The 14265-nt window shown below is 63.5% G+C and carries 9 protein-coding genes; 7 read left to right on the top strand and 2 right to left on the bottom strand.

Features of this window, described 5'->3' with window-relative positions; genetic code table 11:
* Positions 1 to 17: 17 nt before the first annotated feature.
* From AC2FNB_RS10235 to yaaA, 4 genes are all read left to right on the top strand, one after another.
* Entirely contained in the window at positions 18 to 1538 is a 1521-nt protein-coding gene (locus AC2FNB_RS10235) for a pilus assembly protein TadG-related protein (protein ID WP_480748822.1), read from the top strand.
* 70 nt (positions 1539 to 1608) lie between these two features.
* Positions 1609 to 1896, top strand: coding sequence for a YggT family protein (locus tag AC2FNB_RS10230; RefSeq protein WP_480748821.1), 288 nt, complete (start codon positions 1609 to 1611; stop codon positions 1894 to 1896).
* 90 nt (positions 1897 to 1986) lie between these two features.
* The gene (recQ, locus tag AC2FNB_RS10225) at positions 1987 to 4026 is read left to right on the top strand and encodes a DNA helicase RecQ (RefSeq protein ID WP_496746099.1); all 2040 of its coding nucleotides are present in this window, start codon (positions 1987 to 1989) and stop codon (positions 4024 to 4026) included.
* A gap of 35 nt (positions 4027 to 4061) precedes the next feature.
* Complete coding sequence (gene yaaA, locus AC2FNB_RS10220; protein WP_496746097.1) at positions 4062 to 4832, top strand: peroxide stress protein YaaA; 771 nt, start codon at positions 4062 to 4064, stop codon at positions 4830 to 4832.
* Here yaaA and AC2FNB_RS10215 read toward each other — a convergent pair.
* Together AC2FNB_RS10215 and AC2FNB_RS10210 are read right to left on the bottom strand one after the other, a co-directional pair.
* The gene (locus AC2FNB_RS10215) at positions 4823 to 5275 is read right to left on the bottom strand and encodes a VOC family protein (protein WP_496746095.1); all 453 of its coding nucleotides are present in this window, start codon (positions 5273 to 5275) and stop codon (positions 4823 to 4825) included. The genes yaaA and AC2FNB_RS10215 overlap by 10 nt on opposite strands.
* 19 nt (positions 5276 to 5294) lie before the next feature.
* Positions 5295 to 7529 (bottom strand): response regulator, encoded by a 2235-nt coding sequence (locus tag AC2FNB_RS10210; RefSeq protein WP_496746094.1) that lies wholly within the window; start codon positions 7527 to 7529, stop codon positions 5295 to 5297.
* 136 nt (positions 7530 to 7665) lie between these two features.
* On the opposite strand from AC2FNB_RS10210, the gene AC2FNB_RS10205 reads away from it, so the two are divergent.
* From AC2FNB_RS10205 to AC2FNB_RS10195, 3 genes are all read left to right on the top strand, one after another.
* Positions 7666 to 13089, top strand: a complete 5424-nt coding sequence (locus tag AC2FNB_RS10205) for an alpha-2-macroglobulin family protein (protein WP_496746092.1) — start codon at positions 7666 to 7668, stop codon at positions 13087 to 13089.
* Positions 13086 to 13649, top strand: a complete 564-nt coding sequence (locus AC2FNB_RS10200) for a putative glycolipid-binding domain-containing protein (protein WP_480748814.1) — start codon at positions 13086 to 13088, stop codon at positions 13647 to 13649. Before AC2FNB_RS10205 ends, AC2FNB_RS10200 begins: the two co-directional genes overlap by 4 nt.
* Positions 13642 to 14265, top strand: a 624-nt coding sequence (locus AC2FNB_RS10195; RefSeq protein WP_496746090.1) for a transglycosylase domain-containing protein, incomplete at its 3' end; no start/stop codon positions are given. The genes AC2FNB_RS10200 and AC2FNB_RS10195, both read left to right, overlap by 8 nt.

Raw genomic sequence — 14265 nt, 5'->3', positions numbered from 1 at the left:
AGAACGAACGCGGGTCCATGACGATCCTTGGTTTGTTTTTGTTTCTGATCATCCTGATCACCGTCGGGCTTGGGGTTGACCTGATGCGGTACGAACGGGAACGGGTCCTGCTGCAATCCACTCTCGACCGCGCGACATTGGGTGCCGCGGACCTCGACCAGACACTCGATCCCGAAGCTGTTGTCAGGGACTACCTGAAGAAGGCGGGGCTGGAAGATCGGCTTAAGGCGGTCAAGGTGGACGAGGGCCTTGGCTTCCGCAAGATCACGGCCACCGCGGAAACCGTCGTGCCCACGCATTTCATGCATATGTCCGGCGTGGACAGCCTGAGTGCGGTTGCGGGCAGCATCGCCGAAGAATCGATCGGCGCTGTCGAGATTTCGCTGGTGCTGGATATTTCGGGGTCGATGGGGGAAGCCAGCCGGGATGGCAGCACCAAGATCGCGCTGTTGCAGGGCGCGGCAAAAGAGTTTGTCGAACTTTTGCTGGAAAAATCCGAAAGTGATGAAACCTCGATCTCGATCGTGCCCTACGCTACACAGGTCAATGCGGGCGAGACGTTGCTGGACAAGTTCACCAATGTTACGCAGGAACACGACTATTCCCATTGTGTGAATTTTATTCCGGAACAGTTCAGCGACACCGACCTGCACCGCAACGATCGGCTTGAAAGAACCGCGCATTTCGATCCGTTTACCGATAGCGAAGATCCGATAACGAGCCCGGTTTGTCCTATCCGTGACGGGAGCGAGATTACGGCATTTTCCAATAGCGCGACTAAACTGAAAGAGCAGATCGACAAGTTGACCGCCAAGGGCAACACGTCCATCGAAATCGGCATGAAATGGGGGGTCGCACTTTTGGACCCCAGCATGCGCGATATCGTGGGCGACCTCAGCGCCGATGGCGTCGTCCCGGCAGAGTTTGCCAGCCGGCCAATTGATTACGACAAGGACGTGATCAAGATCGTAATCGTCATGACCGATGGTAAAAACACCGACCAGCCGCTTCTCAATCCATCGCTAAGGTCGGGTTTGTCTGACGTTTGGTACAACGCCGAGGAAGATCAGTATTCGGTGTTTTTCTCACAAGGAAACAATCACCAGTATTACTGGCCGGACAAAAACAATTTCCGAACCACGCCCGACACGTCTGACCATCCTTACGGTGACAACGAGCCGGGTGATGCCGTCCGGCTGACCTATCAGGAATTGTTCAATCGTGCGTCCATTTATTGGAACGCATTGTACAACTACTATCCGATAAACAACGGTTACGCCGGCAGGTGGTTTGAAGCCGCTTTTTCCAGGATTAACGCGACCGCCAAGGATCAGCGCACCAAGAACATCTGCCGGATCGCGAAACGAGAGGGCATCATCGTCTACGGCATCGCATTCGAAGCGCCAACCGAGGGTCTTAGAGTTATCGAAAACTGCGCCAGCTCCGACAGTCACGTCTATGATGTGAGTGGACTGGACATCGAAAAGGCATTTGTGTCCATCGCTTCCTCGATCCAGAAACTGCGCCTGACGCAGTGACGATCACGTGCAGGGTTGCTCTTTTGGTCGAGGCTGCTTAGGTCTCGGCTAGTCTGAAAACGGAGTGCCCATGCTGTCGCTGATCCAAATCCTGCTGCTGATCCTGGACGTTGTCTGGTTCTTCATCCTGGCGCATGTGATCATGAGCTGGCTGATCAATTTCCAGGTTCTGAACCTGCATCAGCAATTCGTGGCGCAGATCTGGTATGGGCTGAACCGCATTCTCGAACCGATCTATGGCCCCGTCCGCCGCATCCTGCCACCGATGGGCGGCATCGACCTTGCGCCGCTGGTGGTGCTGATCGGCGTTTATGCGTTGCGGATCGTTCTGGTGAACAACGCAGTCTATTTCTACTGACCTCTTTTGCGCACTTGTTCACCGAATCTTAGTGTGTGAAACTGCCCATCAAGAGCAGACACCAAAAGTTGTGAACAGGGCCACCCGAACATGCTGGACGCCGCGCCATTGCTGCGAGATGTCTTCGGATTCGACGACTTCCGCACCGGACAGGCAGAGATCGTCGATGCTGTGACGGCGGGCGAAAACGTGCTGGCCATCATGCCGACCGGCGGTGGCAAGTCGCTCTGTTTCCAGCTTCCGGCGCTGTTGCGCGACGGGGTGACGGTTGTCATCTCGCCGCTAATCGCGCTCATGCGCGACCAGGTCCGTGCCTTGCAGGAGGCCGGGGTCGAAGCCGGTGCGCTCACCTCGGGCAACACGGTCGAGGAAACCGATGCTGTTTGGGAGGCACTTCAGGCCGGGCGCCTGAAACTCCTCTACATGGCGCCCGAACGCCTCGCTGCCGGGTCCGCGTTGGGCATGCTGCGTCGGATCAACGTCACCCTGATTGCCGTGGACGAGGCCCATTGTGTCAGCCAATGGGGACACGATTTCCGCCCCGACTACCTGCGGATCGGAGAGCTCAGGCGCGCGTTGAACGTCCCGCTCGCGGCCTTCACCGCCACGGCAGACGCCGAAACCCGTGACGAGATCGTCGAAAAGCTGTTCGACGGTCAGGTCCCGCGCACGTTTCTTCGCGGTTTCGACCGGCCCAACATCCACCTGGCCTTTGCCGCCAAGGACGGCCCGCGCAAGCAGGTTCTCGACTTTGCCGATGCCCGCAAGGGTCAGTCCGGCATCGTCTATTGCGGCACCCGCAACAAGACCGAAGTGCTGGCCCAGGCCCTGCGCGAGGATGGCCACAACGCCTGTCACTATCACGGCGGCATGGAGGCCGAGGATCGCCGCATTGTCGAAACCCGCTTCGCGCGCGAGGACGGGCTGATCGTCGTCGCCACCGTCGCCTTCGGAATGGGCATCGACAAGCCCGACATCCGTTGGGTTGCCCATGCCGATCTGCCGAAGTCCATCGAGGCCTACTATCAGGAAATCGGGCGCGCCGGTCGCGACGGAGCGCCCGCCGAGACCCTGACCCTGTTCGGCCCCGACGACATTCGCCTGCGTCGGTCCCAGATCGACGAGGGGCTGGCCCCACCCGAACGTCGCGCCGCTGACCACGCGCGGCTCAACGCGCTTTTGGGGCTGGCCGAAGCGCTGGATTGCCGTCGCCAGACCCTGTTGGGATATTTCGGGGAACAGGCCGAGCCCTGCGGCAAATGCGACCTCTGCGACAGCCCGGCAGATGTGTTCGACGGCACCACCCCTGTGCGCATGGCCCTGTCGGCCATTCTGCGCACCGAAGAATGGTTTGGCGCGGGCCACCTGATCGACATCCTGACCGGCAACGACACCGACAAGGTGCGCGCCCGCCGCCATGACGACCTGCCCACCTTTGGTGTCGGCAAGGCATGGTCACGGCCCCAGTGGCAGGCGATTTTCCGGCAGATGATGGGGCACGACCTGATCCGCCCCGATCCCGAACGCCACGGCGCGTTGCGCATGACCGAGGCTGCCAAACCGATCCTCAAGGCCGAGGCGACGATCCGCCTGCGCAAGGATACGATCAACAAGGCCGTCCGCCGACCCGCCGTCAAGACCATGGTGAGCGAAGAGGACGCGCCGCTTCTGTCGGCGCTCAAGGCCAAACGCCGTGCACTGGCCGAGGCCGCGCGCGTGCCTGCCTACGTCATTTTCCCCGACCGGACCCTGATCGAAATGGCTGAAAAACGGCCCAGGTCGCTCGATGACATGGCCCGTGTCGGCGGTGTCGGCGCGAAAAAACTGGAGCGCTATGGCGCGACCTTCCTCCAAGTGATCTCGGGCGAGGCGGCGGCGCTGCATCCGGCGCGGCGCAAACTGGCCGGTCGCGAGACCGCAGGCGTCTATGACCGCCTGCTCGAAGTGCAATCGGAACTGGCGCGTGGTCCCGACGGGATCGACAAGCCGCTGACCTGTTCGGCCTCACAGCTGGCCAAGGTGGCGCAACTGCGCCCCGGCGATGTGCGCGGTCTGGAACAGGTGCTGGGCGAACGCCGCGCGGAACGTTTCGGCCCGGCCTTTCTGGACGTCCTGGGGGCGGCGGGCTAGATACGGCGGAACGGCAAGGGATTTTGGGGGCGGATATGCTGGTAGTGATCTCTCCGGCCAAGCGGCTGGACTGGGCGGAGCGGGATGTCGAGGCGACCGAACCCGCCTTTCAGGAGGATGCGATCAGGCTGGCGAAAAGTGCCCGTAACCTGACGCTGGGTGACCTGAAGAAACTGATGAGTCTCAGCGACGATCTGGCCCGTCTGAACCGCGACCGCTTTCAGGTCTTCGCCGATACGCCGGATCGTAACGCGACCCGCCCTGCAGCCCTTGCATTTGCTGGCGATACCTATCAGGGGCTCGAGGCCACCTCGCTGGATGCCGACGAAATGGCATGGGCGCAGGATCACCTGCGCATCCTGTCGGGGCTTTATGGCGTGCTGCGTCCGCTCGACGCGATGCAGGCCTATCGGCTCGAGATGGGCAGCAAGCTGAAAACCCGGCGCGGCAAAAACCTCTATGAGTATTGGCGCGATCAGCTCAGCAAGGCGCTCAACCATCAGGCTGAACAGATCGGTTCCGAAATTCTGGTCAACTGCGCCAGTCAGGAATATTTCGGCGCAGTCGACCAAAAGGCGCTGAAACTTCGCGTCGTGACGCCCGTCTTCATGGAGGACAAGGGCGGTGCGCCAAAGATCGTCAGTTTCTTCGCCAAGAAGGCGCGTGGCGCGATGGCGCGATACGTGATCCAGCACCGGTTGACCGATCCGGCCTCGCTGACCGATTTCAACACCGGCGGATATGCCCATCGCCCCGATCTGTCCGAACCTGACAAGCCGGTCTTTGTCCGCCCCTATCAGGCCTGACCGTCCAGCATCGACGGATCAAAGGCCACCAGCTCCACCGTATTGCCTTCGGGGTCTGCGGTGAAAATGCCGCGCCAGCCGATCCAGCCGAACTGTTCCACCCGATAGGACTGGCCGATCCGGTCATACCAGCGCATCACGGCCTCCTGCTCGTCAAACGGCAGCGACAGGGCGATGTGATGCAGCGCCGAGTTGCCGCCCGTCACCGGCCCGCCCGCATCGCCGGGGCGAGGCGCGGTGTCGTGATGGAACAGGGCCAGCACGCTGGTATGCCCGCCGAACCCTTCGGCGATCTTGAAAAAAACGATGGGGCTGTCGCGATCCCCCCGCACCCGTTCCAGCCCGATGACGGTCTCATAGAATGCAATCATCGCCGCCATATCGGCGCAGCGGATGGCAATTTCGCCCAAGGCTCGGGGCCGGAATCCACGGTCTTCGATCATGGCTCAAAGCTATGTCGGGTCAGATGGGCGCACAAGGCAATTCAGGCCTGGACGGGACCACCGGGCGCGCGTCCGACGGTTGATGCTCGATGATCATTTCATGGATCAGGGCCTTTTGCAGCGGCTTGGTCAGATAATGATCCAGACCTGCCGCCAATATCCCCTCGGCATCCCCGGCCATGGCATGCGCGGTCAGGGCGACGATGGGCACGCGCCGCCCGCTGTCTGCCTCGATACGGCGGATTTCGCCGGCGGCCTGTTTACCATCCATCTTGGGCATCGAGATATCCATGAAGATCAGGTCGGGCGCAAACGCCGAAAATGCTTCCACCGCCTCGATACCATTGCCTGCGAACCGCAGTTCGATATCCAGATCCTTGACCATCTTGCTCAGGACCAGCTGGTTGGTCCGGTTGTCCTCGGCCGCCAGAACCCGCATCGTCCGGAGCTGCCCCGAGGGAATGGCCGGCTCATGTGTATCGGCCGTTTCCTCCCGGTCGTCCAGCGCGGGAATCCGATCAAAGACCACTGCTCCCAACGCTTCGAGACGCGAGAACAGTTCCGCCCGCGGCACCGGTTTCTGCATGACGCCCTGAACCAGATGCCGGTTTGCATCGCCGTGGATCGCACCGGGATTCGCGGTCACGATGACGATCGGCACGTCATCCCATCCCCGCTCGCGCATCAGGCGCGCCATCTCCAGCCCTTCCAGATCGGGCATGTGATGATCGCTGAGAATCAAATCGACGCTCTCATCCAGTCGTTGTAACGCCTCGGCCCCCGACCGGCACGACGTCACCCTTGCCCCCAGGCGGTCAAGCTGTTTTTCCAGAATCGCCCGGTTGACCGCCAGATCATCCACCACCATGACATGATGCAGACGTTCCGTCAGGCTGGGGGGAACGGGCTGTGGCCCTTCGGCTGTCGGCAGGGTGATCCGGAATCCGAAACAGGTGCCTTGCCCCTCTTCGCTTTCCACCCAGATCCTGCCGCCCATGATCTCGACCAGCCGTTGCGAAATGGCCAGGCCCAACCCGGTGCCCTCAAAGGCGCGGTTCCGCTCATCCTCGACCTGATTGAACTCGCCGAAGATGTGGTCGATTTTCGATCTGGCGATACCGATGCCGGTATCCTCGATCGCCATATGAATGCTGCATGTCCCATTTTCGGCATCCGGAACGCCGGTTACCCGGATCAGCACATGCCCCTTGGCGGTGAATTTCACCGCGTTCCCCAACAGATTTGTCAATACCTGCCGCACCCGGCCCGGATCGCCGACAAACAGCGTCGGCAGGAACAGGTCGTAATCCACCAGCAGCGACAATCCCTTTTCCCTAACCGTCGGTTGCATCAGCATGGCAATCTCGTGGATGCACCGTTCCAGATCAAAGCTTTCGGGGTAAAGCACCAGCCTGTCAGCCTCGATCTTGGAATAATCCAGCACGTCATTGATGATGACCAGCAATGCCTCACCCGAACTGCGGATGGTGTCGACATAAGTTTGCTGTTCTTCGTCCAGCACGGTATCGGTCAGCAGTTCCGACATGCCGACGATGCCGTTCATCGGCGTTCGGATTTCGTGACTCATATTGGCCAAAAAGGCCGATTTCGCCCGGTTCGCCGCTTCGGCTTTTTCGCGGGCGGCGCGCAACTCAGCCTCGTAACGGACAGTCGCGGTGATGTTGAGCGCCAGGCTGACCATATCGCCGCCATGGCCTCGTTGGTCGATGAGCTTGACATATTGCCGGTTCCAGAGCTGGATCACGATCGGTTCGGGAATGTCCGACAGCCAGCGGTTGCGCATCATGTCGCGCCACTCGGATGCGGACTGTTCGCCCAGATCGATCAGGCCCTCATCTGTCAGGATCTCAAGCAGGCGCATATAGGATATGCCGGGTGCAACCTCGTCCAGACCATCGAAAACACTCAGATAGGCGGTGTTCGCACCGATCATCCTGTGATCGGCGTCATAATAGGCGAACCCGTCCTGAATGGTCTGGATCGAATGCCATAACCGGCGTTCGGCCACTTCGATCTTGGCATTTGCCACCGTGAGATCTGATTTCACCTTTTCATTTTCATCCCGCACGGTGGCGACTTCGGCGCGGGTCTCGCCAATCTCTTTCGTCAAGGCCATCGCATGCTGGCCAAGCTTGCGGTTTGCAGCAGACAATTCCGCCTGTTTGAGGTCCAGCCGCCGCTCGGCCGCCAGTCGCGCGCGCCGTTCCCGGGCCAGTTTGTCGGCAAGGCTCATTCTTCGGTTTCCCTGACAGTCTCGGCGCAGCATCGGGTGATTAGGTGAAAAACTGTTTAAACCTGTCTTGGCCGCGTCTCTGGCGTTGCAAAGGCACGGCCGCCCGTGTCACCTTGAGACCAAACAGGAGGTCGCCATGCGCCGCTTTGCATTTTTCTCAATTTCCTTGATTTTGCTGATCTTTTCCGGAGCGAACGACCTGCATGCCCAATCCGGCACCGCTGATTTCCGCTTTGTCGTCACCCGTGACGCCGATTTTTATGGCTCGGATCTGGACCCCCTGTTCGACACCGACCTGCAATCCTGTGTGCGGGCCTGTTCCGCCAACAGCCGATGTGCCGCCTTCACCTACAACACCCGTTCAAACGCGTGTTTCCCGAAATCCGGCGTATCGCGGCAGGACATCTACGAGGGCGCGCTATCGGCGCAAAAGATTGCGACAGGCGACGAGGCGCTCGCACTGTCCCGCGTTCGCTCCGCGGAACTGCCGTTCCTGAGCGATGAGGATCTGGCGCGCGCGCGCAACCAGGCCCGCGATCTTGGCCTGCGCCATCCCGGCGGCGGGTTCGATCCGGCATCGGTTCTGGCGGCGGCCCACGCCGCCGACACGCCGCAACTGGCGATGCGCTGGACCGGTATCGCGGTATCGCTTACTGACCGGGGCGATCTGTGGGCCGACTACGCGCGCCTGTTGCTGGATATCCCGGGCGACGACCGGCAACGCCAGCGCGATTACTCCATGCGGGCACTGAACGCAGCGGTAAATGCCTATCTGCGCGCGGACGCCCCCGCTGCACAGGCGACCGCCCTGTCGGTGATGGGCGACGCGCTGGAACGCAGCGATCGGGGCCGCGACATGGTCTCGGCGCTGCGGCTGGCCTCGGACCTGCAGCCGCGCGCTGACATCCTGGCCGCCCTCGAAGCGGCGGTGGCGAAATACGGCTTTCGCATAACGGATACCACCGTTGAAAGCGATGCTGCCCAGCCACGCATCTGCGCAGAGTTTTCCGAACCGCTGGTGCAGGCCGGTGTCGACTACGAACCATTCGTGCAATTGCCCGAACCTCAGCTCGTGGTACAGGCCGACGACCGCCAGCTTTGCGTGGATGGGGTCGAGCATGGCAAGCGTTACCGCCTCGTCATCCGGCAGGGTCTGCCCGCCGCCTCGGGCGAGGCGCTGATCAAGGATGTCGAGCTGACACACTATGTCCGCGACCGCGCGCCATCGGTCCGCTTTCCCGGCCGCAGCTACGTTCTGCCCAAGGCGGCCGATGCGGCGCTGCCGGTCGAGACCGTCAACCTGAACCGGCTTGATCTGAAACTTCGCCGGATCAGCGACCGAAACCTGCTGCGCGCGGTACAGGACGGCTTCTTTGGCCGCCCGCTCAGTCACTGGCAGGATCAGCAGTTTTCGTCAGAGATTGCTCAGGAGGTCTGGACCGGCACCGCCGAGGTGCAATCCGAGCTCAACCGCGACATGACCTCTCGTCTGCCGATGGGGGCCGCAATCGCGCAGCAGCCGGCAGGCATCTATGCGCTGACTGCGCGGGTACCGGGTGCCGATCCCTATGACGACCCCGGCGCGACCCAGTGGTTCGTTCTGTCCGATCTGGGCCTCGGCTCGATGTCGGGCACCGACGGGTTGCATGTAGCTGTCCGGAGCCTCGGTGACGCCACTTCGCGCGCGGGCGTCGAAGTCTCGCTGATCTCTCAGGCCAATGCCGTGATTGCAAAGGCCACAACCGATGCCGACGGCTATGCCCGGTTCGATCCCGGTCTCACGCGCGGGCGCGGGGCGGCAGCCCCGGCGTTGATCCTCGCAGAAAGTGGCAGCGATTTCTCCTTCCTGCCGCTCACCGATCCCGCCTTCGACCTGTCCGATCGCGGGGTCGAGGGGCGCCCGCCCGCCGGGCCGGTCGACGTGTTCCTGACAACCGATCGCGGCGTATATCGCGCGGGCGAGACCATTCATCTGACCGCCCTGACCCGCGATGATCGGGCGCAGGCGGTCGAAGGACTGCCGCTGACCGCCATCCTCAGCCGACCCGACGGTGTCGAATACCGCCGCGCGGTCTCGGACGGCGGCAAGGCAGGCGGCCACGTCTTTGTCATGCCCGTGGCGGGCGACGCCCCGCGCGGCACCTGGCGGATCGAACTCAGGACCGATCCGCAAGGCCCCGCACTGGCCAGCCAGACCGTGCTGGTCGAGGATTTCCTGCCCGAGCGCATCGACTTCGACTTGGCCCTGCCCAACACGCCCCTGCGCCCCGGTGACAGCCCGCCGCTGCAAATCGAGGCACGATATCTTTTTGGCGCGCCGGGTTCCGACCTGACCATCGACGGGCAGGTGGTTCTGCGCGCTGCCGAAACCGTGGCTGGGTACGAAGGCTATCGTTTTGGCCGCTATGACGCTCCGAATCCTTCCCCATCCAGCCATTTCGGCGGTGCGCGCACCGATGCTCTGGGTCAGGCGACCGTGGCGGTCGAAATTCCTTCGGTAGATTTGCCGGGCAAGCCACTTGAGGCGACGGTGATCGCCCGTCTGGCCGACGGCTCGGGCCGACCGGTCGAACGCCGCCTGACTGCGCCCATTCTGCCGCAAACCCCGGTGATCGGCATCAAGCCGATGTTCGACGACGTGGTGGCCGAAGGGGCCGAGGCCGCGTTTCAGATCGTCGCCCTGTCGCCCGATCTGACGCTTGCCAACATGCGCGTGCGCTGGACACTGAACCGCGTCGAGACGCGTTATCAATGGTATCAGCTCTACGGCAACTGGAACTGGGAACCCACCACGCGCCGCACCCGCATCGCCACGGGCGAGGCCGACCTGGGCACCGATCCCCTGCCGCTCAGCCAGCCGGTCGATTGGGGCCGGTATGAGCTGGTGATCGAACGGCTGGACGGCGACTATGCCGCCGCTGCCGTGGATTTCCACGCAGGCTGGTATCAGGCCGCTGATGCCACCGCCACGCCCGACCGGCTGGAAATGTCGCTCGACCGTGACAGCTATCGCCCCGGCGACACCGCGCAACTGCGGATTGTGCCGCGCGCAGCGGGTATCGCGCAGATCGCGGTCCTGTCGAACCGGGTGATCTCGCGTCAGTCCATCGACGTGCCCCAGGGCGCAAGCGTCATTCCCCTGCCGGTGACCGAGGCTTGGGGCGCGGGCGCTTATGTAACCGCGACCGTGATCCGCCCGATGGATGTCACTTCCGGTCAGAACCCGGCCCGTGCGCTGGGCGTGGCCCATGCTGCCGTCGCGGCGCCGGGGCGCGAACTTGCGGTGTCGATCGAGGTTCCTCCGGTGGCCGAACCGCGCCAGACCCAACAGGCCCGCATCAAGGTTGACGGCGTTGCCGAAGGAGAACAGGCCTGGCTGACGCTGGCGGCTGTGGATGTGGGCATCCTGAACCTCACGGGCTTCGACAGCCCCGATCCAACGGGATACTATTTCGGCCAGCGCCGTCTTGGGGTCGAACTGCGCGACGTCTATGGCCGTCTGATCGATGGCATGAACGGCGCGATGGGCACCGTGCGTTCTGGAGGTGACAGCGATGCGGGCCTGCGCATGCAATCACCGCCACCGACGCAGGATCTGATGGCGGTGTTCTCCGGCCCGGTGAAAGTGGACACCAACGGCGAGGCCGTGATTGACCTGCCTCTGCCCGCCTTCAACGGCACGGTACGGTTGATGGCGGTCGCCTGGTCTGCCCGCGCGGTGGGACAGGCCGAGGCCGAGATGACCGTGCGCGACCCCGTGGTCGTGACCGCCAGCCTGCCGCGATACCTGGCTCCCGGTGACACCAGCCGACTGCTGTTGGAGATTGTCCATGCCGATGGTCCCGCCGGGGATATGGGCCTGACCCTTGCCGCCTCAGCGGCGCTGGATCTGGGAGACACGCCCGCCGGTTTCACGTTGGAGGAAGGGGCCAATGCGGTGTTCGAGATCCCCGTGCGCGCTACCGCGCTGGGCGATCCGGCGATCGACGTGACCGTCACAACACCCGATGGCCGCGCTCTGACCCAATCACTGACCCTGCCAGTACGTGCCAACGATCCGGTCGTGGCCCAGACGCGCCGCTTCGCGCTGGGCGCGGGTGACAGCTTCCTGTTCTCGGCCGATGTCTTTGCCGGGCTGCACCCCGGCTCCGGCAAGGCTGTCCTGTCTGCCGGGCCACTGGCGCGGTTCGACGCGCCGGGCCTTTTGGACACGCTCGACCGCTATCCCTATGGCTGCACCGAACAGGTGACCAGCCTGGCCCTGCCGCTGCTCTACCTGTCTTCGGTGGCGCAGGCCACGGGGCTGGGAAACCGAACTGCGGTATCCGACAGGATCAACGCCGCGATCCGCAGCGTCCTGACCCGGCAGGCCGGAAACGGCTCCTTTGGCCTTTGGCGCGCCGAAAGCGGCGATTTCTGGCTTGATGCCTATGTGGGCGACTTCCTGTCCCGCGCCCGCGCGCAGGGCCATGCTGTTCCCGACCGCGCCTTTGCTCAGGCGATGGACAACCTGCGCAACCGCATCAGCTATGCCCCCGATTTCGATCAGGGGGGCGAGGATATCGCCTATGCCCTGATGGTGCTGGCGCGCGAAGGTGCGGCGGCAATGGGGGATCTGCGCTATTATGCCGACGTCAAGGGCCAGGCGTTTTCGACCCCGCTGGCGGCGGCACAACTGGGGGCGGCGCTGGCGGCCTATGGCGACCAGACCCGCGCCGACACCATGTTTGCCCGCGCCGCGCGCATGGTGGCGAACCGCCCTGCGCAGGACGAAACGCTCTGGCGCGCCGATTATGGCACACCTCTGCGTGATGCCGCCGGGCTGCTTGCGCTGGCGACCGAGGCAGGCAGCGCCGCCATCGACCGCGACGCACTGGTAACCCGGATCAGTTCCGACACCGGCGCACTGTCGACGCAAGAGGCCGCCTGGTCCCTGCTAGCCGCCCATGCGCTGGTGCAGACGCCCGAACGATCCGGCCTGCAGGTCAATGGCGAGCCCGTCGATGGCCCCTTCGTGCAGGTGCTGGCGGACGCGGCGGACGAGGTGCTCAACATCACCGCCGCCGACGGGCACAGCACCGACATAACCCTCACCGTCTCTGGCGTGCCCGAGGTCGCGCCACAGGCGGGCGGCACGGGGTATTCCCTCACCCGCCAGTATTTCTCGATGGAAGGCGCGCCGCTTGACCGCAGCAACTTTGCCGTGGGCGAACGTTTCGTGTCGGTCCTGACCGTGACCCCGTTCGAGGATGGCGGCGCCCGGCTGATGATCAACGATCCGCTCCCGGCGGGGATCGAGATCGACAACCCCAACCTCTTGCGATCGGGTGATGTGCGTGCGCTCGACTGGCTCAGCCTTTCCGAGGCCACCCATGCCGAATTCCGGTCTGACCGGTTCCTTGCAGCGGTGGATCAGTTCGGCCCAGTCACCATAACGCTGGCCTATGTCGCCCGCGCGGTCACGCCGGGCAGCTTTCACCACCCGGCGGCTTCGGTCGAGGATATGTACCGCCCCCGCAACCGCGCCTGGACCGGCACCGGGCGGGTCGCGGTGCAATGACCGGGCGCACGGCCGTCGCCTCGGCCCATTGGCGTCGGCTCGACATCCAGGGCACCGACCGTTGCACCCTGTCGCAACTGGATCAGGGCTGGATGCTGGTCGGTCAGGCGCTCTGGCATGACGATGGCGTTGATGCCAGTCTCAGTTATGACGTGCGCTGCGATCCCGACTGGTACAGCCTGTCGGCGGATGTGGCGGGCCACATCGGCGGGCGCGCCATTGCGCTGCGCCTGCATCGCGGGCCGCAGGGGTGGGTTCTGAATGACGAGATGCAGGACAACACCGCCAACTGCCATGATCTCGACCTCAGCTTTACTCCGGCCACCAACCTGCTTCCCCTGCGCCGCCTGTCGCTGGCCCGGGGCCAAAGCGCCCACGTCAGCGCCGCCTGGCTGAAACCCGGTCTGGGCATGCTGGAACGGCTGAACCAGATCTATACCCGCATCGACGCAACCGGCATCCGTTACAGCTCGCCAAACTTCGAGGCCGAGCTTGAGGTCCACGGATCGGGCTTCGTTACCGCATATCCCGGCTTGTGGGAAGGCTGGGTCGATGGCTAGTCCGGCGCGCATCTTGCTGGGTCTTGCCGCGGGACTGTTCCTGTCCGCACTTGCGCGCGACGCGGCAGACGGGTGGATTGCCCGCACCGTTCTGCCGTCGACACTGGCGCAGACATCGACCGAGGTACGGGACCGCAACGGCGCGTTGCTGCGGGCCTATCCGGTCGAGGACGGCCTCTGGCGATTGCAGCCGAGGCCGGTCGATCCGGATTTTGTCGCAATGCTGATCCGGTATGAGGACAAACGCTTCTGGACCCATTCGGGCGTTGACCTGCTGGCGATGATCCGCGCCTCCGCACAGGCGCTGTGGAACGGGCAGGTGGTGTCGGGTGGTTCCACCCTGACGATGCAGGTCGCGCGCCTGCTGGAAAATGGCCCGACTGGCCGCTGGCGCGGCAAGCTGCGTCAGATCCGGGTGGCGCTGGCACTGGAACGGCAGCTGGGCAAACAGGATATCCTCGACCTCTACCTGACCCACGCGCCCTATGGCGGCAATCTCGAAGGCGTGCGCGCCGCGACACTGGCCTGGTTCGGGAAAGAGCCGCGCCGCCTGACCCCGGCGCAATCCGCGCTGCTCGTGGCCCTGCCGCAATCGCCTGAAACCCGCAGGCCCGAC

It is taken from the genome of Ruegeria sp. BHSB058 (assembly GCF_059613285.1).
This window is presented reverse-complemented; position numbering and strand designations above follow the sequence as displayed.